The organism is Janthinobacterium sp. DSP2-3-3, from assembly GCF_049897325.1.
GTDB lineage: Bacteria > Pseudomonadota > Gammaproteobacteria > Burkholderiales > Burkholderiaceae_D > Janthinobacterium.
Window position 1 is genome coordinate 281,953 of the sequence record NZ_JAFCWA010000002.1, and the last position, 24,485, is coordinate 306,437.

At 64.6% G+C, this 24,485-nt stretch carries 13 protein-coding genes; 11 read left to right on the forward strand and 2 right to left on the reverse strand.

All coding sequences use genetic code 11. The features are described from left to right. Nucleotides 1–52 precede the first annotated feature (52 nt). A complete protein-coding gene (locus ACP7DE_RS05350; protein WP_426071100.1) occupies nucleotides 53–10,588 on the forward strand; it encodes a LysM peptidoglycan-binding domain-containing protein in 10,536 nt (3,511 codons plus the stop codon). Nucleotides 10,589–10,603: 15 nt separating this feature from the next. On the opposite strand, the gene ACP7DE_RS05355 is transcribed toward ACP7DE_RS05350, so the two are convergent. Together ACP7DE_RS05355 and ACP7DE_RS05360 are read right to left on the reverse strand one after the other, a co-directional pair. Then, on the reverse strand, nucleotides 10,604–11,554 hold the full coding sequence (locus tag ACP7DE_RS05355) for a 2-hydroxyacid dehydrogenase (protein WP_426071101.1): 951 nt from the start codon (nucleotides 11,552–11,554) through the stop codon (nucleotides 10,604–10,606). Between the two features lie 126 nt (nucleotides 11,555–11,680). Next, a complete protein-coding gene (locus ACP7DE_RS05360; protein ID WP_426071102.1) occupies nucleotides 11,681–12,373 on the reverse strand; it encodes a hypothetical protein in 693 nt (230 codons plus the stop codon). Nucleotides 12,374–12,606: 233 nt separating this feature from the next. Between ACP7DE_RS05360 and ACP7DE_RS05365 the strand changes: the two genes are divergently transcribed. The 10 genes from ACP7DE_RS05365 (at nucleotide 12,607) to ACP7DE_RS05410 (ending at nucleotide 24,413) form a co-directional block, all read left to right on the forward strand. Continuing rightward, on the forward strand, nucleotides 12,607–14,814 hold the full coding sequence (locus ACP7DE_RS05365) for a TonB-dependent receptor (RefSeq protein WP_426071103.1): 2,208 nt from the start codon (nucleotides 12,607–12,609) through the stop codon (nucleotides 14,812–14,814). Nucleotides 14,815–14,916: 102 nt separating this feature from the next. Beyond that, nucleotides 14,917–15,789 carry a hypothetical protein gene (locus tag ACP7DE_RS05370; RefSeq protein WP_426071104.1) on the forward strand — a complete coding sequence of 291 codons (873 nt, stop codon included), beginning with the start codon at nucleotides 14,917–14,919 and terminating at the stop codon, nucleotides 15,787–15,789. Nucleotides 15,790–16,023: 234 nt separating this feature from the next. Then, nucleotides 16,024–16,488 (forward strand): KGG domain-containing protein, encoded by a 465-nt coding sequence (locus tag ACP7DE_RS05375; RefSeq protein WP_426071105.1) that lies wholly within the window; start codon nucleotides 16,024–16,026, stop codon nucleotides 16,486–16,488. A gap of 53 nt (nucleotides 16,489–16,541) precedes the next feature. Continuing rightward, nucleotides 16,542–17,051, forward strand: coding sequence for a hemerythrin domain-containing protein (locus tag ACP7DE_RS05380; protein ID WP_426071106.1), 510 nt, complete (start codon nucleotides 16,542–16,544; stop codon nucleotides 17,049–17,051). 343 nt (nucleotides 17,052–17,394) lie between these two features. Then, nucleotides 17,395–18,546 (forward strand): sensor histidine kinase, encoded by a 1,152-nt coding sequence (locus tag ACP7DE_RS05385; RefSeq protein WP_426071107.1) that lies wholly within the window; start codon nucleotides 17,395–17,397, stop codon nucleotides 18,544–18,546. A 237-nt stretch (nucleotides 18,547–18,783) separates the two neighbouring features. Beyond that, nucleotides 18,784–20,238 carry a circularly permuted type 2 ATP-grasp protein gene (locus tag ACP7DE_RS05390; RefSeq protein WP_426071108.1) on the forward strand — a complete coding sequence of 485 codons (1,455 nt, stop codon included), beginning with the start codon at nucleotides 18,784–18,786 and terminating at the stop codon, nucleotides 20,236–20,238. Then, a complete protein-coding gene (locus tag ACP7DE_RS05395; protein WP_426071109.1) occupies nucleotides 20,232–21,185 on the forward strand; it encodes an alpha-E domain-containing protein in 954 nt (317 codons plus the stop codon). Before ACP7DE_RS05390 ends, ACP7DE_RS05395 begins: the two co-directional genes overlap by 7 nt. Continuing rightward, nucleotides 21,185–21,994 carry a transglutaminase family protein gene (locus ACP7DE_RS05400; protein ID WP_426071110.1) on the forward strand — a complete coding sequence of 270 codons (810 nt, stop codon included), beginning with the start codon at nucleotides 21,185–21,187 and terminating at the stop codon, nucleotides 21,992–21,994. Before ACP7DE_RS05395 ends, ACP7DE_RS05400 begins: the two co-directional genes overlap by 1 nt. 91 nt (nucleotides 21,995–22,085) lie before the next feature. Then, entirely contained in the window at nucleotides 22,086–22,964 is an 879-nt protein-coding gene (locus ACP7DE_RS05405) for a peptidase (RefSeq protein ID WP_426071111.1), read from the forward strand. 108 nt (nucleotides 22,965–23,072) lie between these two features. Beyond that, nucleotides 23,073–24,413 (forward strand): alpha/beta hydrolase, encoded by a 1,341-nt coding sequence (locus ACP7DE_RS05410; RefSeq protein WP_426071112.1) that lies wholly within the window; start codon nucleotides 23,073–23,075, stop codon nucleotides 24,411–24,413. The last annotated feature ends 72 nt before the right edge of the window (nucleotides 24,414–24,485 follow it).

Here is a 24,485-nt window from a genome sequence, read left to right on the forward strand (position 1 = left end):
GGGTGCGAGCGTCCGCCCGGGACATCATGACTGATTCAAGGAGCAAGTTCGTATGGCCACCACCGATACCGCGCTGGAAAACCTGCAGCAAGCCATCGTCAACGCCGCCAGCAGCGGCCCGTTCGCCCTCGATGCCGCCTTCCTGGAAGCGGGCCTGGCCGACCCGGACGTCGCGCCGCCCGAAAAATTCGACGCCATCATCGGCCAGGCATTCCAGATCGACGCGGCGCAGTTCCTGATCAGCTGCGCGGCAGCCGACGTGGGCGCCGTGAGCGACGGCGTCTTTACTGTCAGCAAGGCGAGCCTGCCCTTCATCGGCGGCCTGCTGCAAACCCCGGCCACGCTGGTGTTTTCCACCCAGCTTGCCGCCGCGCGCACGGCGGGCGACAACGAGGATGACGACGGGGATGACCCGGCCGTGCTGGTGGTGCAGGTGGCCGCCAGTCCCGCCGGCTGGAACTGGGATAGCAGCTTTCCCTTTATGGGCGGCTGGCCGTTCAGCGAGTTGCCGCTGTCGGGCGCGCTGCTGGTGTTTTCCAGCGCCGACGGCGTCTATCCATGGGGGGGCGACGGCGCGCTGTCCGTCACGGGCGGCGCCAAGCAGAACCTCAGCGCCAGTGTGGCACTGCCCGCCTTCGTGACGCCATTTCTGGAACTGTTTTCCGACCTGGCGGCGCCGCCGGGCAAGCTGAAAATCGGCGGCTACCTGGACATGGCGCTGTACGACGGCAAGACGTTCGAACTGGGCGGGCTGATGCCCAGCGGCGTGCTGTCGGCCACGCTCAGCGAACTCGACTGCACATTCGCCGGCTACCTGCGCGTGGCCGCGCCCAGCCTGACCGTGACGATCCCGCCGCCCGTCGATGCGCCGCCGCCCGACGCCCTGCTGCTCGACGGCGGCATGCAGCTGCTGCTGCACGGCGACGGCGAACTGGCCGACGAGGAAGCGGCAGACGGCGACCAGGCCGCCACGCTGGCCCTCACAGCCACGCTCAGCGTGGAAGGCGCAGGCGCCACCGACTACACGCTGTCGCTGCTGCTGCAGCCATCGAACGCCAACGGCGACGGCAACTACGCGGTCAGCCTGGAAGCGGGCAGCGACGGGCCGCCTCTCAGTCCCGGCGCCGCCATCAGCCTGATCGGCGGGGGCGCCAGCTATTTCCGCGCCACCCCGGCCGTGTTGCAGGAGTTCCTGACATCGTTCGGCCTCGGCGGCATGACCATCAGCGGCAGCATCCCGCCCAAGGCGACGCCCACGGTGGACCAGGTCACGCTGCAGCTGCGCACCGTGCGCGGTCTCAACTGGCAGCCTATCCCGGCGCCCACGCCCGCGCTGAGCTTTACCGTCACCTCGTTCTTCCTCGACTGGACGGCTTACCAGCCGCTGGCAAGCAAGGCCAGCGGAAAGTCGCGCTATGAATACCTGTTCGGTACCACCTTCACTCTGTTGCCCACGGTATTTCGCAACCTCGACGGCACGCCGGGCGGCGAATTCGACGTGCAGTTCAACTCGGATCAGCTGTTCCAGGCCAGCTTTCCCGGCAAGGCCACGCTGTCGGACTTCCTGTCCGTCGTCTCGAACGGCCTCGTCAGCCTGCCCGACAGCATCCAGGCCGAGGTGTCGAATATCGCGCTGAGCATAGACGGCGCGGCCCAGTCCTTCGCGTTTTCCAGCGACTACGCCATCAGCCTGTCCTTCCTGACGGTGGGCGGCTCGCCCATCTTGAGCATTTCGGAAGGCCAGATCAGCCTGTCTGGCATCAGTGCCACGGTGGCCGCGGACAAGCAGGAAGGCGCGCTGGCCCTTGTCGAGGCCGGCAAGGCGGGCGCCGGCACGGCCTGGGCCGGTTCTATTTCCGGCTTGCTGGGCGTGGGCGCCAGCCTGCAGGCCGCCGTCAGCGTGGCCTACAGCAGCCAGGAAACGCCGCCCCGCTGGACCCTCTCCGCCTCCCTCGCGCAAGAACTCGACGTGGGCGAGATGATCAAGCAATTCTTTGCCGCCGGCGGCATCTATGATTTCCCGGTCTTCTTGCCGGGCAACCTGAAGATTTCCGCGTTCGCCATCGATGCAGTCATTCCCAGCGGCAAGCCCAGCACGGACTTGGCCACCAGCTACACGGTCGACACCACCTTCACCTGGCTGTTCATGCTTGGCCAGCAACAGATCGGCTTGCAGAAAGCCACGCTCTCGGTACAGTATGACGGCGCCAAGCCGGCCGCGCAGCAATTCTCGGGCAAGGCCGATGCCGTATGGATCTATACCGCCATCAATCTGAAACTGGGCTTCGGCTATGCGTTCCAGCCGACCGACAAGGGGCCGAACCACACGCTGTACGTGAGCTGGGAAGGCTTCACGGCAACCTATACCAGCGGCAACGAGATGCTCAGTTTCACCCTGGCGGGCTGGTCGTTGGGCAGCCTGATTCAGGCGCTCGTGCGCACACTGGGCGATCCGTATTTCGTGCTGCCGTCGCCGTGGGACTTGCTGAACCAGGTCACGCTGGACGGCCTGTCCGTCAACGTGTCGCTGAAAAGCGGCGAAAAGAACCGCCTCAGCGCCACCTACACGCTCAGTTCACCCCTCAACCTCGGATTCATCGTCATCCGCAGCATCGTCTTCAAGCGCAATACGGACGGCAAGGTGACCTTGGCGCTGGACGCCAGCGTGCCGCCATTGCTCAAAGGCAGCATGGGCGACTTGCTGGACCCGAACAAGGGGCAGGACGTGGAAGAGATGCCCAGCGTGCCGGGCGCCGGTTCCAGCTATTTCAAGGTCTTCCTGCTGATGCTGGGCCAGCGCGTGGCCATCAACGGCGCGTCCGACTTCAGCTCGACCAAGGCTGTCATCGACGCGCTGGCCGGCGTGCCGCCCACCACGGGCAAGACCAATCCCGTCAACCCGGGCAGCGGCGTGCAGGGCCAACCGTATTACCAGCCGGACAGCAACTGGCTGATCGCCGCGCATTTCGGCGTGCTGCAGACAGCCGGCGTGTGGGCCGTTGACGTACAGATCGTTTTCAACGATCCCAACCTGTACGGCTTGCGCCTGACCCTGGGCAGCCCCAAGATGGGCGGCCTGGCCGGCCTGGTGGTCGATATCCTGTACAAGAAAATCAGCGACGACGTGGGCCTGTTCCAGATCGACTTCACCTTCCCCGACAGCATACGCAACCTGAACTTCGGCGCCGTCAGCGTGGTGCTGCCGATGATAGGCATCAAGATCTACACGAATGGCGATTTCCTGATCGACATCGGCTTTCCTTACAATATGGACTTTACGCGCTCGTTCAGCTTTAGCGCCATCGTCTACGGCGTGCCAGTGATGGGCGCGGGCGGCGTGTATTTCGGCAAGCTGTCGAGCGCGACGGCGACGCAGGTGCCGAAAACCGATCTCGGGTATTTCAATCCCGTCATCGTCTTCGGCCTGGGCCTGCAGCTGGGCCTGGGCTACAACTTCGTCAAGGGGCCGCTGAAAGCCGGCTTCGCGCTGACCGTGTTCGGCATCATCGAAGGCGTGATCGCCACCTACCATCCGTACGACAGCAGCAACGCCGTCGCGCTGGCCAAGGCCGGCGCGTCCGGCAGCGTACAGGAAAGCAGCTACTTTAAGCTGACGGGCACGTTCGGCGTGATCGGCATGCTGTACGGCGAAGTGGACTTGAAGATCATCAGCGCTTCGCTGCTCGTCAATATCACGCTGTCAGTGCAGATCGGCTACGAATCCTACCGCGCCATCCCCCTGTCCGTGACAGCCTCGGTGCGCATCAGCCTGCGCGTCAAGATCGACCTGGGCATCTTCAGCTTCACCATTTCCGTGGGCTTTTCCGCCACCGTCAGCGCGCAATTCCGCATCGGCAGCGACAGCCGCGCGCCGTGGGATGGCGGCGGCGCGCGGCGCCTGGAAAGCCTGGTGCGCGGCCGCGCGCGCACCTTGCCGATGGAACTGCAGGCCGCCATGCTGCGCGCCGGGCCGCGCCGTCAGCCGCGCCGCGTGCTGCGCACCGATGCCAAGCCGGTGCTGCAACTGGTGGCGGCGCCGCAATTCACGGTGCTGGCGCCGCAGGGCGCCACCGCCAGCAGCGCGCAGCAAGGCGCGTTCGTCTGCCTGTTCGCCATGGATGCGCCGGACCCGGCCGCCGGCGGCGCGGGAGTAGGCACGACCTCGTTCGACCTGCTGTGCAAGGCGTATTTCCCGTGGCTGCTCGACGCCTTGCAGCCGGCGACGCGGGCCGACGGCGCGGCGCTGGACCTGGCTGCTGCCGCTACTGCCAGCGTCACGCTGGCGGAGCTGGTGGCGGGCATCCAGGTGCTGGCCGACCCCGCCATGCAACCATTCGGCATGGGTGACCTGCTCCAATTCCTCGCCGACAGCTTCATCGTGAACATCAGCGCGCCGGGAGCCAATATGGACGGCGCCACGCTATTCCCGCTGTTCGACGGGCTGCGGCTGGACGTCCCCGACCCGCAAGGCGGCGCCGGCACGCAAGCGATCGACCTTGAGACCTACGCGACGGCGACGGAACAGTACCGTAGCACAGTGGCCGGCGTGCTGCGTCAGGTGGCCGCCAAGGTGGGCAAGGCGCCCGCCAAGCCCGCGCTGCTGGCGCAGGACGACGCTGACGCCGAATCGATGGCGGCCTTCATCTTCGTCGACGTCTTCAGCCTGATCGGCCGCGCGCTGCTGCAATCGGCCATCGATGCCTTCGACAATTACAGCTATGCGCTGCAGCCAGGCGACAGCATCGCCAGCATCGTCGCCGCCTTCAACCGGGCCGGCAACGCCATCGACGCGGACGACGTGTCGCTGCCGAATGCCATGTATCCGCTGAATGGCGCGATGCCGCTGCAGGTCGGCGGCCTGTCCGCCGTGATCCAGGCCGGCGATACGCTGGCGGCCATCGCCGCCCGCTACACGGATCCGGCCGGCGCCGGCGGTCGCTGGCAAACCACCGCTGCCCAGCTAATCGGCGCGAATGCGGCGCCGCGCGCGCTGCGTACGGGCGTGACGCTGGTCTTCGACTTCGGCGCCGGCGCCGTCAGCCACGTCACCGCGCCCGGCGACAGCTTCGGCGCCATCGCCGCCGCGCTGGGCGTGCCGCTGGCCGCCTTGGCGCAGCAGGCATCGCTATATGTGCGCGCCGACCTGCTGCTGCCGACGGCCATCCTTACCGTGCCGCCGCTGGCCTATGCATCGGCCGCCGGCGATACCCTGGCCGGCATCGCCAGCCGCTTCGCCGCCACGGCCGCCGCGCTGGGGCGCGACAATGCCGGCATCGCCAATCTGTTCGCTGCGGCCCCGGGCCGGCTGGCCATCGCCCGCCTCGACGCCTTGCCGCTGGAGCAGCTGTGGTGCGGCGTGCAGGCGAGCGGCGCCGTGGCCCAGGCCGCCGGCCAGGTCGCGCGCTTCATCACCTATGGTTTGCGCCTGCCGGTGGCGTCGGGCCTGAGCCTGTCGCCGTCCTTTCTGTATAGCAAGACGCAGACCGACTACGCGCTGTACCAGTTGACGGGCCAGCAATTCCCCACGCCCGACAGCGCCGCCGGCGGCTACCGCATCGGCCTGGGACGCAATGCCATTTCGCATGGCGTCGCCCTCGATTTCATCACCTTCGCCGGCGCGCCCGGCACCAGCCTGCCCATCGACCTGGGCGCCGCGTACGGCTTGCTGTCGGGCGTGCTGGCGTATGCGCAGGCGGGCAGCTTCGTGCCGTCGCCAACGCTGCACATCCTGCCGCTGGCTTCCTTGCAGCCGCGGCAGTTTCCTGCGGCAGGCTACGCCGCCTGGATCACCGCCGACCTGGCGCGCCTGACGGCCGTGACGTCAGGCGCCGCTTCAGCGGCGCGCGCCACCGCCAGCCAGGCCACACCCGCGCCGTATCTGTGGCAATTGCCCGACGCCATGCTGGCCAGCATCACCCAGCGCCAGGATACGCTGCAGGCACTGTACACCCAGGCGCAATACGCGGACATGCTGGCCCTGATGCCAGCCTATCGTCCCCGCATCGGCAACACGCCGCCCAACAGCAGCAGCACGGTGTTCCAGGACTTGAGCGGCTATGCCTACGCCACGCGCGTGGACTTCCAGATCACGCGCATGCCGGCCGCCACCGTGGCCACCAACGACGCCAGCGGCACCGCGCTGGCCAGCGCCGCCACCCTGGCCCACGTCTACGAGCTTGTGGGACCGTCGGCCGCCGATGCCCAGCGCCTGGAATACCTGCTGAGCGGCATGGCCGCCGTGGGCGAAACCCTGGTGGCCGGCCTGTTCCTGCTGTATAACGAAGGCGGAAGCGACCAGGTGGCGCTGACGGGCCAGGCCGATGCCGACTACCTGTGCTTCCTGACGCAAACCAATCTGTCCACGGAAAGCCATCCGCCGGCCAGCCGCATGCTGCTGGACGCGGCGGGGACGGCTATGCCGCGCGGCATAGCCAACAGCCCCTCGCAATTCATCAAGCTGCTGTGGGAGCAATCGGTGGTGCGCGGCGGCGGCTACTATCTGTATTTCGAGGACATGGTGTCGGGCGCCGGCCTGCCTCCATCCGTCTTCGACGCCACGGGCACGGCCACGCTGACCCTGGTGGTTCCGCTGGCGCGCCAGGCGGCGGGCGCCGCCAACACCGTGCCGAACTTCGTCAACGCCCTGCTGACGACGCAAGCGATCGATCCGCAGCAGGACGTGCTGGTGTTCGAATCGCTGAGCAAGCCGGCCAAGACCCAGCCTTTGGCCCGGGCCGCCACGAGCACCCTGACCGCCCTGGCCGCCACCTATGGCATGGGCGTGGGACAGCTGGCGCGGCAAAACGCCGTGCGGCCGCTGCGCGCCGGCGCCAGCGTGCCCGTGGCCGGCATCCTGCACCAGCTGAACCTACAAGACATGGCCGCGCCCGCGCAAGCGCTGGAGCAGCTGGCCGCGTATTACTCGGCCGGGGCCACCCCGCTCAGCGCGGCGCAGATCGCCGCCTACAATCCCGGCGTGACGGTGGTGCTGGGCGCGACCATGCGCATTCCGCCACTCGTCTATCGCGTGCCAGCCACTTTTGACGGTCCCGGCAATACCTTCGCCGCCCTGGCCGCCTACTATGGCTTGTCGGTGGACGCCTTGGCCCTGGGCGCGGCCGCCACCGAAGGCCTGTACGTCGATGGCGCCGTGCTCGACGTCGACAGCCTGGCCCTCGATGCGCAAGCGACCTTGGCGCCGGGCAATCTGTCGTTCCAGCTCAAGCGAAGCAACGACGGCGTGCCCGTGCTGCCGCCCGATCCCACGCCGCATCAACAGCAGCAATATGCGCAGGCGACCCTGTCTGCGCTGTACAACACGCTGTCGGCCGGCCTGGGCACCAACCCGTATTTCCTGCCCAGTCCCTACAGCCTGCCCTTCGGACCGCAGGACCATGTGAACGACAGCGACGGCGACGGCGGGGACGATGGCGAAGCCCACCGCCGGCGCTATGCGGCCGCAGCCCTGGCCGACTACGATTACCGCCAGGCATTGGGCTACCTGGGCAACAACAGCCAGGGATGGCCATTCGCGACGCTCAATGCGGCGCCGGCCAATCCGCCGCCCGGCCTGCCGCCCGCCGCCGACAATCCCTACCGGGGCGTGGGCAGCCATGCGTCGCTGGCCCTGCGCTGGCAAGACCTGTTCGGCAACACCACCGTCACGCCGTTCGAGGCGCCGCCAGCCGGCTACACGGGTGCGTTGGATCAGGCCCCCGCCGCGCTGCGCTACACGGATCGCCTGCTGGGCCTGTCCGCCTGGCCGAAAGTCCAGGCCAGCTACCTGTATGACACGGATGCGGGTGGCGCGCCCGCGCTGCTGCTGACCTTGCGCATGGATGGCCTGGCCTACCCCACGCCAGCCGACGCGGCGCAAGACTTGCCCGTCTACCAGCGCCTGTACTTCCAGCTGCACCAGGACTATACGGGCCTGGGCGTGCCCGGACTGAGCGGAAATGCGGTGAGCATCTCCCTAAGCAACTCCCTGCTGGCCACGCCGCTGCAGCCGCTGGACGAGGCCCAGTCGCGGCAGGTGCGCGACTTCGTCGCCGCCTGCGCCATCTACTTGCAGGCCCTGGCCGGCGGCGGCAGCGCCACGGCGCCCGCCGCCACGCTGTCGGTGCCGGTGCCGCTGGCGCAATTGGCCAGCGCCAACCGCATCGCGCTCGACGTGGCACTGGTGCTGACGCGCCAGGCCATCTTGCTCGATCCCGTGCTGGCGGCCCTGCCGGACGGTGCCAGCGTGGTCAGCGCCGTGCTGCCGCAGGCCGACACGAATGGCGGCGCGTCCAGCTACACCACGTTTGCCAAGGCGCTCGAAGCGTGCCTGAAGACGCCGCAATGGTCGATGCGCGCGGGCGCGGGGCTGACGCGCGTGGGCAGCGCCGGCCAGCAGACGCAGCAGTTGTTCGCCGTGCGCTTCAGCGACACGCCCGGCCCGGGCATCCATTTCCGCCTGGGCCAGCAGGCCAGCTACTACGCGCCGCTGCCCGTCGCCAATTCGCTGGAAAGCCGCATGGTCAGCATCGACACCTATCCGACCAATACGCCGCATGCGCTGACGTTCAATAGCGTCGACCTGAACCTGTGGCTACAAAGCTGTCTCGACGCCATCGACAAGTTCCTCTCGGCCACCTATGCGCCGCCCGCCTACATCGTTGATCGCCTCAACGGCATCGCCGATCCGCTGCAGAGCGGTCAGCTGGGCTTCGTACTCAAGGCGAAACAGACGCTGGCCGACGCCATCAGCGCCACGGTCAGCCCCGTACTCAGCAGCAGCGCCGCGGACGAAGCCACGCGCGTCAGCGCGGCCGCCACCATGCGACAGCAGCTGTTGACCACGCTGGGGCCGGCCTTTGCCGCCGGCGCCGTGGTGGTGTACGGCGTGGACCAGGTCACGGGCATGGACGGCATCTACGCGGCCGGGCCGCCCGCGCTGTACGGTCAGCCCGCCGGCGCGGGCACTGCAGACGGCGCGGCCGGCGACGGCAACCAGAACTACACATTGTTCCCGACCCGGCTGCCGCTGCAAGGCACGGCCGCGCCAGACCAGAGCCGGCTGTCTTTCAACTTCATCTCGAAGAATGTCGAAGGCCAGGCCTATGTGCCGCTGGACTTGCGCTATCAGATCACGCACATGGAATTCGACCAGCAATTCGTGCCCGGCATCGAAAACTACGCGCAAAGCCAGTGGCTGCTGTTCATCACCGGTCCGTTCGAGGTACCGCTGGGCAATGGCACGCAATATATCCCCGTGCTGAACCGCGCCCTGCCCGTGCCGCCCACGGTCAACCGGCAGACCGCCACTGCGTCCGCCGCGCCGCAGGCCGGCCGCATGCGCCTGGCCGCCGATGGCTTGCAGCCGGCCCAGCTGGCACAGTGGGATTACAGCTTCAGCTATACCTATCGCCAGGCGGCGCAGGATGCCGTGCACGTCAGCGTGGTGCTCAACGTGCCGCCGCAGGTGGCCAGACTGTCCGCGGCGGCCGGTCCCGACCTGTTCACGGCGCTGGCCGCCTTCGTCAGCAACTATCCGCTCATCTCGGCTGACCTCGACGAGTTCCTCGCGCCCCTCGATGGCAAGCAGGACACGGCCGATAGTATCGCCAAGGCAACACTGGCCACCACCGCCTTCCAGCAGCTGGTGACCCAGGTGGCGGCCAGCTATGGCGAGCATTTCGGCGCGGCGCGGCTGGCGGCGGCGCAAGGCGAAGCCAGCGTGGCCGTGGAATTCGACGCTCGCCTGGAAGACCATGGCGGCGACGCCTGGTATGCGCTGCTCAATGTCACCGTAGGCGGCGCGCCAGCCACCTACGACCCGCTGGCCGGCACCCTGAGCAACGGCGCCGTCAGCGTGCCCGTGCCCGTGCTCGATATCGATGCGCAGCAGTACCGGGCCACGCCAGCCACGCCCACGCCGCCCGATGCGCTGCTGGCCTACCGCTACGCGGCCATCGCCGCCGACGCGCCCGACCTGTCGTTTGCCGCCGCGCTGGCCAATACCGGCCGCGAGGTGCGCATGCCGGGGCTGAACGTGATGGTGTACAAGAACGCCCAGGCCTCGATGTACGTGCAGCGCAACCGTTACCTGTGCCCGCCCAGCCAGACGCAGGTGTCGACCATGCACGCCTTCCTGTACCAGACGCCGGTCGTCAAGTTCAGCGACCCCATCCTGCCGCGCCTGAGCTGGCAAGGCTATGATTTGCGGCAAGTCACACCGGTGGGCGGCAGCGACGTGGCGGCCTACATGAGAGGCTTCTTCAACGCCCTCTTCACGGGCGCCTCGGGCAGCGTGCGCATCGCCATGGATGGCAGCTATTCCTACAGCGTGATGCCGGCCGTGGCGGGCTTTCCCCGCACCTCGCTGCCGGTCAGCCTGCTGCCGGCCGTGCTCGTGTCCATCGATGCAGCCCAGCCTCCCGCCGCGCCCATGGCGCTGGTGGCCCGGGTGCAGCAATGGTATGACACGCAGCAGCCGACCACGGGTGGCGGCGCCGCCATGGATTTCCGCCTGAACTTCTTTACCGACAGCGCGCCCGAGCAACTGCTGCTGTCGCTCGAAGACGTGCGCTGGATGGTGCGGCCCTGACGCGGCGGCGTAGTGTCAGGACACGGGCGTGCGCAGCGGCAAGCCGGCAAAGTGGGCTTGCAGATTATCCAGCACCAGCTGGCCCATGGCGTGCCGCGTTTCCACGGTCAGGCTGCCCACGTGCGGCGTCAGCACCACGTTCGGCAAGGCGCGCAAGGCAGCCGGCACGCGCGGTTCGTCCGCAAATACGTCGAGGCCGGCCGCGCCCAGGTGACCATCCTGCAAGGCGGCGATCATGGCGTCTTCATCGATGAGTGCGCCACGGGCGATATTGATCAGGGTGCCTTGCGGGCCAAGCGCGTCGAGCACGCTGAGGTCGATGATCTTGCGCGTGGCTGGCGTGCCCGGCGCGCAGACGATCAGATAATCGCTTTCCTGCGCCAGAGCCAGCAGGGATTCGGCGCGCGGCACGGATGTGCCCGTGATGGCGCGGGGCTGGAAGTAGCGCACCTGGACGCCGAAAACGGCCAGGCGCAGCGCGATGGCTTGTCCGATCTGGCCGAAGCCGAAGATGCCGGCCGTCTTGCCGCGCAGGCTTGATGCGGGGGCGATGGCTTCGCGGCGTTCCCAGCCGCCATCGCGCACGAAACGGTCGAGTGCCACGATATGTCGCGCGCTGGCCAGCAGCAAGGCCAACGCCACGTCAGCCACGTCATCCGTCAGCACGTTCGGCGTGGTAGTGACGGCGATGCCGCGCGCGCGCGCCTCGTCGAGCGCCACGCCATCGAGGCCGACGCCATTCACGGCGATGATTTCCAGCGCGGGCAGCAAGGCCATGTCGGTGGCGTTCAAGCCCAGCGCACCCGTCGTGACGACGGCGCGGATGGCGGGCGCGCGTTCAGCCAGCCAGGCATGGCGCGCGTCCGCCGGCACTTGCCAGGCGTGGTGGCAGGTATATTGCTGTTCCAGCTGCGCATTGACGGCAGCCGAAGGGCTGGGAGCGAGGATGAGGAGTTCGGGGGGCATGGGCGTCCTGGGTCATGTCGACATAAGGAATGGGAAACAAACGCAGACGCAACTTAGCATATTTGGTGCCCGGCCGGGGGTGACTGCTCCGGAATCGCCGTTAAAACCCTGCCGTCGATACGGTATTTAGCCTGGGCAAGGCACGCGCTTTACCTTGCCGCCGGTCTTGAACGGGTCGGCGCCCGCGCCCGGGTTTGCATCCATGCCGTAGCACGTGGCGCCGCCGGCACTGACGACGCGCGTGGCGGGCCGGCCATCGGCCGTCAGGTATTCCTCCACGCGGATGACGGGGCCGCCGCGCCAGGCGGAAGTGAGCAGTTTCTGGAAGGCGCTTTCGCTCTTCAGGTCGGCAGCGGCCAGCCATGGCTGGTCTTGCTTCAGCTCGCCACGCAGGGCTTTATCGGCGGCGCCCGCGGCCAGCCGGGCGCGCGTGCGCAAGTCTGCGCCAGACGGTGCGCTGGCGGGTGCTTCGGGCAATTCTTCGGCCGGTACGGTGATGGTTTCCACCGCAATGGCAAGTGGCGCGAGTGTGGCGGAATACGTGGCGTAAGGCGCAGTAGCCCGCGCGCGCGGCATGGGAGCCGGCATCGGCATCGGCAAGGCCATCGGCGGCGCCTGCGGCGTTGGCCGGGGCGGCAGCAAGGTCATGAAAGCGACTTCCGTGTATTGCTTGAATTGCCGCGCCGGCAGCAGCAGGAAATACAGGCCCAGCGCGTGCATGGCCAGGATCAGCGCGACGGCCGCGCCTTTCAAGCTCAAGCCCCGCCGCATGCGCGTGGAGGCAGACTGTACGTACTGTAAATGGCAATGCAATGGCATGCGGTTTCCTGTGAGCGCCGGGCGCGATGGCCTATTCTAGCGAAACTTGATGATAGGCATTAATAAATCCACAAGGTATCGTCTGGCGCTCCTTTTTTCGCCGGATTCCAGTGCCTGGCGCGCCAGTTGTTGTACAAATGGCGACTTTTCTTATGACATTCTCACACTTTCCCACGCATAGCGCCGCGCTGGAATATAATGATAATCATTCTCATTAATATCCCAACAACACCATGCGCACCTTCCGCCTCGCCCCTACCCCCTTCGCCCTGGCCGCCTTCCTGCTGGCCAGCACCACCGCCCACGCCCAAACCACCGCTGCGGCGTTGCCCGGCGACGCGCAGACCATGCCCACGGTAGTCGTGAATGCGTCGGCCGATGCGTCGGCGGAAGGCTTGTCGAAAGCCTATGCGGGTGGCCAGGTGGCGCGCGGCGGACGCATGGGCATTCTCGGTTCCGTGGACATGATGGACTCGCCATTCGGCAGCACCAGTTACACGCAGCAATTCATTGCCGACCAGCAAGCACGCAGCGTGGGCGACTTGCTGCAAAGCGATCCGGCCGTGCGCATGTCGCGCGGCTATGGCAATTTCCAAGAAGTGTATGTGATCCGCGGCTTCGCCCTCGATTCCGATGACGTGGCGTATAACGGCCTGTACGGCGTGCTGCCCCGTCAATATGTATCGCCGGAATTGCTCGAGCGCGTGGAAGTGTTCCGCGGCGCCAGCGCCTTCCTGAACGGCGCGGCGCCTGGCGGCAGCGGCATCGGCGGCGCCATCAACCTGATGCCCAAGCGCGCCGGCAACACGCCGCTGACGGAACTGACGCTGGGCGTGGAATCGGGCGGTCACGCCTACGCGGCCATCGACGTGGCGCGGCGCTTCGGCGAGAACCAGGAATTTGGCGTGCGCGTGAATGCCGCCAAGCGTCAGGGCGAGACGGGCATCAAGCATGAAGACCATGACGTGGGCATGTTTTCGGTGGGCCTCGACTATCGCGGCCGCGGCTATCGTTTGTCGGCCGATGCCGGCTACCAGAATTTCGACCTGACGTCGCCCCGTCCATCCGTCGGCATTGGCAGCGTAGCCGTGTTGCCTGGCGCGCCCGATGCCTCGAAGAACTTCGCGCAGCCGTGGAGCTATTCGAAGGAACACGATGTGTTCGGCACGGCGCGCGCAGAAGTGGACCTCGCCAAGGATGTGGTGGCCTGGGCCGCGTTCGGCAGCCGCTCGACGAAGGAAGCCAACAGTCTGGCCGAGCCGTCATTGACCTCGGTTAATGGCGACTCCAATGTGTCGCGCTTCGACAATGCGCGCAAGCAGGAAATCCGCACGGGCGAACTGGGCATTCGCGGCAAGCTCACTACGGGCGCCGTCCGGCATACCCTGGTGGCCAGCTGGTCCGGGCACTGGAATGAAGCGAAGAACGCGTATGCCATCGGCGACGCGTTTGCCACCAATATTTACGCGCCCGTCAATGTGGCCGCGCCGGCAACCCCCTATACGGGCGGCATCATGAGCGACCCGCGCATCACCCAGAAAACCATCCTCAGCAGCTACGCCGTGGCCGATACCATGGCCTTCCTCGACGACCAGCTGTTGCTGACCGTGGGCCTGCGCCGCCAGCAGATCAAGGATGCCGGCTACGACTACAACACCTCGGTGCTGCAAGGAAAGGCTTATGACAAGAGCGCCACGACGCCCGTGGCTGGCATCGTCTTCAAGGCCAGCAAGAACGTGTCGCTGTACGCCAACTACATCGAGGCGCTGGTCAAGGGCCCGGTTGTCAGCGATACCTACTTTGATGGCAAGAACTACGTGCCGTTGAGCAACAAGGGCGAGGTATTCTCGCCATACAAATCCAAGCAAAAAGAAATCGGCATCAAGTATGACGGTGGCAAGCTAGGCATGAGCGCCGCCCTGTTCACGACGGCCAAACCCTTGCAAGCCGTGGTCGGCACGCGGGCCGAACTTGCTGGCGAGCAGCGCAACCGTGGCCTGGAATTGTCGATTTTCGGCACGCCGATGCAGGGCGTGCGCCTGCTGGGCGGCTTGACCTGGCTCGATGCGCAGCAAAGCAAGACCAACGTGGCCGCCAACAATGGCAAGCGCCCCATCGGCGCACCAAAAACACAGCTCAGCGTGGGCGGCGAATGGGATGTGCCCGGCGCGACTGGTCTGTCGCTGAACGCCCGCACCGTCTACACCTCGACGCAATATGCGGACCTGGCCAACAGCAAGCAATTGCCATCGTGGACGCGCCTCGACGTCGGCGCGCGCTACCTGACACAAGTGGCGGGCCATGACGTGACCTTGCGCGCCCGCATCGACAACGTGGCCGACCGCAGCTACTGGGCATCGGCTGTCTCCTCGTTCGACGCCGGCAGCCTCGTACTGGCCGCGCCGCGCACCTTCGTCGTGTCGGGCAGCGTGGCGTTCTAACTCAGCCTCCGCCAGCCTGTGCCAAAGCTGTCCCATGAACGGGGCAGCTTTTTTTTTCGTGCGCGCCTGTGCCGGCACGCCCGATTCGGCGACAATGCCCGCATGAAACGACTCCCTGCCCTGCTGCTCTTGCTCAGCCTATCCCTGCCGGCTGCTGCCCAAAAGCAAGCCGCCTGCCCGTATGCCGCCTGGAAAAGCGGCTTCAAGGGCGATGCGCGGGCACAAGCCACGTGTTTATTGCGTCCCGTCAAGCTGTATGCGCGCTTGGGCGACAGCGCGCCTCTGCCGGATTTTCTTGCCGCCCACATCGGCCAGCGCACGGGCATCGCCCCGGCCCGCCTGCGCGCCTGGCTGGCCGAGCAATCGATCAGCGAAGCCGACGTGGGTGGCGCCGTCGACGCTCCGCTGTCGCGCGCCGTGGGCCGGCTGGCGGCGCCCATGGCGCGGTATTTCGTCATCCACGACACCAGCTACCCGAATTTCCTGGCGGACTCCATTCCCGCGCACATCAATGATGCCGGCTGGGACTTCAATGACTTTACGCTGCGCAATCCGGCGCTGGGCGGCGGTCCGAAAGGCCATGTGTATGTGAACCGCCTGGGCGGCTCGCTGCAAGTGCGGGACTTTGGCACGCCCGGCTACGCCAGCAAGCTGGAAAAGGATAAGCCTTCGCTGACGGGCCTGTTCCTGCACGTGGAGCTGGTGCAGCCACGCAACTCCGTACCGGGCGGCGGCAAGGGCAACGACGGCCTGGCGCCAGATCCGGGCTTTACGCCCGCGCAATACGAGCGGTTGGCCCTGCTGTACATCGCCGCCAGCGTGCGCAAGGGTACGTGGCTGATCCCTGCCTTCCACGCCGTGCTCGATACGGGCTATGCGAACGGTCATGATGATCCACAGAATTTTTCCCTGACTGCATGGTCGCAGGCGATCGCCCGTCTGACCAGCAATAGCATGTTGCTCGTCGCGCCATAAGCTGCCAACAGGCGAGAGCGTGGAGCATGTTTCAAGAGCAAGTATTGACGAGTTACCTCAGCAATACTAGTCGCGCCACTGCATTCTCCCACTCATCGGCGAGTGGCATTCCTACGCAAGCGTAGGCGAAACCCTGACGATATTGCACCATAGACGCCCTACCATGGTTTCAGGCAACGGCATCATCGGCTGATGAAACCTTAGCCAGATTTTTCAATCACATTGGAGATCATTATGACTGCATCAAACCAAGGCGGCAATCGAGGCGGCAATAGCAAGTCGGACAGCAATTCCAAAGGATCGCAAGCCAGTTCCAGCGCCAGCAAACAGTCGCAAGGCGGCAGTGGGAACCAAGGCGGCAGCAAATCGGACTCGTCGCAAAGCGGCGATACGAGCAACCGCGGCTTTGCCTCGATGGACCCGGAAAAGCAGCGCGAAATCGCTGCCGAGGGCGGCCGTGCCGCACATGCTTCCGGTAACGCGCATGAATTTACCAGCAAGGAAGCCCGCGAAGCCGGCGCGATGAGCCACAAGAACGATGGTAATCAGCAAAGCGACAGCGGTTCGCGCGGAAAATCCGATGGCGGCCAGTCGGGCGCTGGCAACCAGGGTGGCTCGTCGCGTTCTGGCTCTGGCTCTGGCTCATCCGCGTCGTCCGCAGACAAGGATAAATCCGGTTCGGGTTCGCGTTCGAAATAAGACCTGCATGGGCGCGCCACGGCGCGCCCAAATTACTACGAGGAATCGACATCATGCCTACGACATCGAAATCAACTGAAGCAGCCGCCACAGGCCGTAGCCCTAACACAACACAAGTAGACGCCATTGATCTTCTGGAACAGGATCACAAAAACGTCAAAGCCTTGTTCGAGCAATACGCAGGACTCAGCGACCGCTCACGCGCGAGCAAGAAAAAGCTGGCGACGCAAATCTGCCTGGAATTAACCAAGCACGCCACGGCAGAAGAGGAAATTTTCTATCCGGCCGTGCGCGAAGCGACTGGCGACGACGATCTGATGGATGAAGCAACGGTCGAGCATGCCTCGGCGAAAGATCTGATTGCGCAGATACTCTCGATGAATGCCGACGAGGATCTCTACGATGCCAAAGTCAAGGTACTGTCCGAGCAGATTGAGCACCACGTAGGTGAAGAGGAAGGCGAAATGTTTCCCAAGGCACGCAAAGCTAATCTTGACCTAGACGGTTTGGGCGCGGCAATCGCAGCGCGGAAAGCCGAAATCGAACTTCCGCTATTACAGTAACAGTCGTGATACGGCGGCGCGTCCTCACGCGCCGCTTTTTGCGTAGGCAACCCTCGCTTCCGCCCCCCTGTCCAGGCAAGGCGCGCGCATCGTTGATGCGCGCGAGATAACGCCCGTTCCCATCACATCTGGTACGCGCCGTCTCGTGCATCGACTGCGGACGCGCCACAGTACTTCTCGTCCCCTACCTGCCTGACCCCACGCGCGCCGATGGCTGAAGTCGGCGCGACGGGAGATATAACAGTGACGTAAAATAGTAACGCCAGCCTATGCAGCCCCCTCATTACGCGGCGGAGATCGCGCTGCATCCGTCTGGTGGCGACCAGCACAGGCTTTAATCAACATGAAAGTACAACAAATGAAACTCGCCGCATTTATTGACGCCAAAATGCCGCAAATTCTTGCAGAGTGGACTGCCTTCGCGAGGACAATCGAACCGAACTCCGCTCAGATGTCCGAACTGGCGCTCCGGGATCACGCCGAGGCGATTCTGCGTACCGTGGCACTCGATATCGAAACGAACCAAAGCAAGCAGCAGCAATTCGATAAGTCTCAGGGCAGCACAATGCCTGCGGCCGAGGAAGAAACCGCTGCCGCCATCCACGGTCGCCTGCGCCACGCAAGCAATTTTTCGCTGCTGCAGCTTAGCTCGGAGTTCCGAGCGCTGCGGGCAACCGTCTTGCGTCTGTGGTTGCCGGAAGTGAGTCAGATGTCGGCAACGAGTACGTATGAAATGGTGCGGTTTAACGAAGCGATCGACCAGGCGCTGGCCGAGTCCATCGTGACCTATTCGGCACGCGCAGACCGCACCAAAGATCTGTTTGTCGCCGTACTGAGCCATGACCTGCGCGCGCCCTTAGCCAATATCACAACTGCGGTGGACTTGTTGGCTCGGCAGGCGAGCATGTCGGAACACGCGATCAGCCTTGCCACAAAAGCCAAACGTAGCGCGATGCTGATGGGCGCGATGGTGACCGACCTGCTCGGATTTACGCGCCTGCAAATGGGAGCGACCTTGCCAGCCTCGCGCACGCGCATCGATGCGGACGAGGTATTTCAGGCAGCAGCGACCGACGCGCGCGCGATGTACCCTGCGAGCGCCATCATTTATCGGCCCAGCGGTAGCCTGGTCGGCGCCTTTGACGGCCTGCGGCTGCACCAGTTGACGACCAATCTTTTGATCAATGCAGCGCAATATTCGACCAAGGGCAAGGAGGTGGTGCTGGAAGCCGAGGGACTTGCCGAGACGATCGTCGTCAGGGTAAGCAACATCGGGCCGGTCATCGCGCCGGAGGCACTGAAAACAATTTTCCAACCGCTCGTTCAACTGAACCTGGATGCTGAACTGGATGCACGACCGAACACCAGTCTGGGTCTGGGCCTGTTTATCGCCCAAGAAGCTGCTTGGGTGCATGACGCGACGATCACGGTGAGTTCATCCGAATCCGTCGGCACCGTATTCACAGTGACGTTCCCGCGCACTGTCGCGCCGTGATGCCACTCTTCAGTCTCGATACGCACGCTGGACGCCGCTGAGGTCAAGCCGTCGATTGCCGGCCGTTCTTGCCGCCTCGCGCCCAACTCCCCAAGAACTGACACCGAATGCACCATAACGGTGCGGATGATGGATTGACGCTACAAAAATGGTCGTTTTTTACACACTTTCGCTGGCACCTCATTGGCACGCTTCCTGCTGAGCTATACGTAGACACGGCTCAAGGGAAATCACAACATGGCAAATTTTTTCAATGAAATGACTGCGGATGAAGTGGGTACGGACAGCAAGGTACGTGAACACTATCGTGAATTTGACAACTGGCTGGCGCAGCAATCCCCCGAGACCATCGCCCGCAAGCGGGCCGAAGCCGATCTGACGTTTCGCCGCGTCGGCATCACGTTTGCCGTCTACGGCGACGATGCCGGCACGGAACGTCTGATACCGTTCGACACCATCCCGCGCATCATCCCCGCCGCCGAATGGGCGCAGATGCAGACGGGCCTGGTGCAGCGCGTGCAAGCCTTGAACATGTTCATCCATGATATTTATCATGAGCAAAACATCATCAAGGCGGGCATCATCCCTGCCGAGCAAATCTACAAGAATACCCAGTATCGCCCGGAAATGCAGGGCATTGCCGTCGCCTCCGACATTTACGCGCACATCGCCGGTGTCGATATCGTGCGCGCGGGCCAGGGCGAATTCTATGTGCTGGAAGACAATCTGCGCGTGCCTTCCGGCGTGTCCTACATGCTGGAAGACCGCAAGATGATGATGCGGCTGTTCCCGGAACTGTTCGCCCGCAACCGCATCGCGCCCGTCGACCATTATCCGGACATGCTGCTCGACAACCTGCGCTCCGTCGCGCCCATGGGCGTGGATGACCCGACAGTCGTCGTCATGACGCCCGGCATGTACAACTCCGCCTACTTCGAACACGCCTTTTTAGCCCAACAAATGGGCGTGGAACTGGTCGAAGGCAAGGATTTGTTTGTCAACGACAATTCCGTCTACATGCGCACCACGCGCGGACCCAAGCGCGTTGACGTGATTTACCGCCGGGTCGATGACGATTTCCTCGACCCGCTGGCCTTCCGCTCCGACTCCTCGCTGGGCGTGCCGGGCCTGCTGTCCGTGTATCGCGCCGGCCGGGTGACGTTGGCGAACGCCATCGGCACGGGCGTGGCCGACGACAAGTCGATCTACCCGTTCGTGCCCGACATGATCAAATTCTACCTGTCGCAAGAGCCGATACTCAACAACGTGCCGACCTATCAGTGCCGCAAAGGGGCCGATTTGTCCTACGTGCTGGCGAACCTGGGGAAACTGGTGGTCAAGGAAGTGCATGGCGCGGGCGGCTATGGCATGCTGGTGGGGCCGGCGTCCAGCCGGGCGCAGATCGAGGATTTCCGCCAGCGCCTGCTGGCCAATCCCGCCGGCTACATCGCCCAGCCGACACTCGCCCTGTCCGCCTGCCCCACGTATGTCGAGGCCGGCATCGCGCCGCGCCACATCGATTTGCGTCCGTTTGTGCTGTCCGGCAAGACGATTTCCATGGTCCCGGGCGGCCTGACCCGCGTGGCTCTGGGCGAAGGCTCGCTGGTGGTCAATTCCTCGCAAGGCGGCGGCACCAAGGATACCTGGGTACTCGAAGCCACATCCGCTTTTGCAGGAGAGAAAACATGCTGAGCCGCACCGCCGATCATTTGTTCTGGATGGCCCGCTACACGGAGCGGGCGGAAAACACGGCGCGCATGCTCGACGTCAACATGCAAACGTCGATGCTGCCCCAGTCCGAGCAAGACGCCGAGCAGGGCTGGCGCGCCACCCTGGGCATTTCCGAGCTGCAAAGCGCGTACGACCACAAATATGGCCGCGATGGTCAATTTCACACGCGCGACGTGCTCGACTTCATGGTGCGCGACCCGAACAACCCCTCGTCCATCTTCGCCTGCCTGACGGGCGCGCGCGAAAACGCCCGCGCCGTGCGCGGTACTTTGACGACCGAAGTGTGGGAAATCCAGAACGCCACCTGGCTCGACATGCAGAAGCGTTTGAAAAGCAATTTACTGGAAACGGACCCCAGCCAGTTCTTCGAGTGGGTCAAGTACCGCTCGCATCTGTCGCGCGGCGTCACTTTAGGCACCATGCTCAAGGATGAAGCCATCCATTTCATCCGCCTCGGCACCTTCCTGGAGCGGGCCGACAACACGGCACGCATCCTCGACGTGAAGTTCCACGGCGCGCGCGATACGTCGAAAGACATCACCCAGCGCGACTTTTACTACTGGGCGGCCTTGCTGCGCTCCGTTTCCGGCTTTGAAATCTACCGCAAAGTCTACCGCGACGTGATCACCCCGGCACGGGTGGCGGAATTGCTGATGCTGCGCGGCGACATGCCACGGTCCTTGCTGGCCTGCATGGATGACGTGGTGGAAAACCTGAAACACGTCCGCAACGATGTCTCGGCCGATACGGAAAGGTTTGCCGGCAAGCTGCATGCGGAGCTAAAATTTGGCCATATCGACGACATCATGAAGGCGGGCTTGCACCTGACCCTGACCGAGTTTCTGGAAAACATTTATGACCTGGGCAACCGGGTCAGCCGCGACTTCCTCGTTCCCTTGGCGGCCTGATGCAACTTACTATCCGCCACGAAACCCATTACGCCTACAGCGCGCCGCTGGCCTACACCATCCAGCAACTGCACCTGACGCCGCGTATCGAGCCGCAGCAGCGCGCCCTGTCCTGGCAAATCACCACGCCGGGCCGGTGCCATGCCTACACGGATGCTTACGGCAATTTGTCGCACATGCTGACGATTAACGGCAGCCATCAATCGCTAAGCCTGGTGGCGCATGGCGTGGTGGAAACCATTTATCCGCACAAGGGACGGCTGAACTTGATCGATACCTTGTCGCCGCTGTTGTTTACCATGCCAACGTCCCTGACGCAGGCCAACCCGGCCATCCTGGAACTGGCGGCCGCCAGCTTGCCGGATCGGCGCGTGACGGCGGGCACCGGGTATTTGCTGCGCCTGGCCGAGCACATCGTCGGCAAGGTGGCCTATGAAAGCGGCGCCACCATGGTCACCACCACGGCCGGCGACGCCCTGGCCCTGGGGCGCGGCGTGTGCCAGGACCATGCGCATCTGTTCCTGGCCTGCTGCCACGCCTGGGGCATCCCGGCCCGTTATGTGTCCGGCTACATCGATCCGGGCACGACGGGCCACGCGGCCAGCCACGCCTGGGTCGACGCCTGGACGGAAGACACGGATTTCGCGGGCTGGGTCAGCATCGACGTGACGCACGCGCGGCTGATGACGGATGCGTATTGCCGCCTGGCCATCGGGCGCGACTACGATTCGGCCGCGCCCGTGCGCGGCGTGCGCCAGGGTGGCGGCACGGAAACATTGAGAGTCGATGTGCAGATCGTGCCAGTGTAAGCCGGCAGAAATGAGGCTGGCCGGGCCTTGCCAGCAGGTGGCATGGCCCGGCTGGTGTAGAATGCTTCCCCTTTTGACTTGATTTACGACGATGACTTATTGCATAGGCATGCGCCTCAACGAAGGCCTGGTCTTCCTGTCCGACTCCCGCACCAACGCCGGCGTGGACCAGGTGGGCACCTTCCGCAAGATGAGCGTGTTTGAGAACCCGGGCGACCGCATGCTGGTCCTGATGACGGCCGGCAACCTGTCAATCTCGCAGGCGATCCGCCAGATCGTCTCCGAACACGTGGATGCGGATGGCCGCAGCATCTGGAACGTGGCCAGCATGTACGACGCGGCGTGTATCGTGGGTGACGCCGTGCGCACCGTGCACCAGCGCGAAGCGAAGGCCCTGGCCGAGTGCGGCATTGATTTCAATGTCAGCATCATCCTCGGTGGCCAGATAGGCGCCGAGCGCTGCCGATTGTTCCAGGTGTATTCGGCCGGTAATTTCATCGAATCGCACGATGAAAACACGTACTTCCAAATCGGCGAAGCAAAATATGGCAAGCCCATCATCGACCGGGTCATCAACCCGACGACGCGGCTGGACGAAGCGGCCAAGTGCGCGCTCATTTCCATGGATTCAACCCTGCGCTCGAACATTTCCGTCGGCTTGCCGCTCGATTTGCTCGTCTACGAGACAGGTAGCCTGGCCGTCACGCGCTTCGTCACCATCGATGAAAAGAACCAGTATTTCCGCATGATCCGCGACACCTGGGGCGAGCAATTGAAACATGTGTTCGAAGGCATCGTCGATCCCGTGTGGAATGCGGCGCCGGAAACCACCACGAACGTGCTGTCCTCAAGCAATATGCACAGCAAGCCCGTGCGCGTGGCCATCCCCGAACACGTGAGTCGCGGCGGCCTGACGGTGGCGCCATTGCAATCGCTGGCGCAGCAGTTCAGCGACGACAAGCAACATTGATCTGCCGCGCACCGCCTGCGCGCGGTGCTGGACAAGTCGCTTTGCGCGTACTTTTATGGCAATATGGGTTGACATTTAATCCAGATTGACTTGAAAGGCAGGTGGCGCATGGACTTGATCACTTCCGCCGTCGTGGCGGCCATCGGACATGGCGCGCGCGGCCATGCGCCCGAGGCCGTCGCCAGCCATTTTCAAAGGCTCAAGCTGGCCATCGCCAAGTTCGACAGTGCCGCCGCCATCCTGGCCGCCATCGCCGCGCTGGAAGCCGAGCCTGACCAGCCTCAGCTGCAACTGGCCCTGTCGGCCGCCCTGTCCACGGCAAAGGTGTCGGACGACATGGAAACCCTGTTTGTCGCGCAAGGCTTGCTCGGCGCGCTGCAGCGGCCTTTGCCCCAGCTCCCCGAAGTGGAAAGCGTGCCCGCCCCGACCGATAAAAGCGTAATCGTCTCGAACTATGCCGTCGTGAAAGTGTATTTCGCCACGGACCGCCAGCGCGACGTGGGCAAGCCGCCGGCGCAGCGCTTCAGCAGCGAACGCAATATCCTGGGTGGCGATGGCCCGCTCAGCTATGGCAGTTGCGACATCAGCATCCCCCGCGACCACCGCATGGGCCAGCTGGAATCACCGTCGCTGTGGCGCCTGGAATTTCGCGACGACCCGGCCAAGCACGTGGTGCTGCTCGATGCCGAGGTACAAGACCGCGAGCATTTTTTTGCGGCATTAAAGACGCAAGTACGCGCCTCGGCCGCCAAGAGCGCCTTTGTCTTTGTGCATGGGTATAACGTGAGTTTCGAGGATGCGGCGCGGCGCACGGGACAAATGGCCTACGACCTGGGCTTTGACGGCGCGCCCGTCTTTTACAGCTGGCCATCACTGGGCGACCTGGTCGGCTACACCGTCGATGAAAACAATATCGAGTGGAGCACACCCCATATCACGGCCTTCCTGGCCGACTTTCTCGCCAGCACCGAGGCGGCGCAACTGTATCTGGTGGGACACAGCATGGGTAGCCGCGGGCTGGCGCGCGCCGTGGCCGACTTGCTGGCCACGCAGCCGCAGCTGGCGCAAAAGATCACGGAAATCATCCTGTCCGCGCCCGACATTGACGCGGCCGTCTTCCAACACGATATCGCGCCGAAACTGGCCGGCGCGCGTAACCCCGTGACCCTGTATGCTTCGTCGCAAGACCTGGCGCTGGCCGCCTCGAAAGCCGTGCACGGCTACCCGCGCGCGGGCGACAGCGGCGCCGGCATGCTGATCGTGGCGGGCGTGGAAACCATCGACGCCACCGGGGTGGACACCAGCTTCATGAAACACGCGTATTTCGCGGAAAAGCGCTCGGCCCTGTCCGACATGTTCTATTTGATACGCAACCAGGCGCGCGCGGACCAGCGCTTTCTCGACCCCGTCGATACGCTCGCCGGCCGCTATTGGACGTTCAAAGCATGACACGGCTTCATGCTTGTGAGCACGCATGCTAAGATACGCCCCATAGGGTGGCAACAGGCACGGCGATGACGC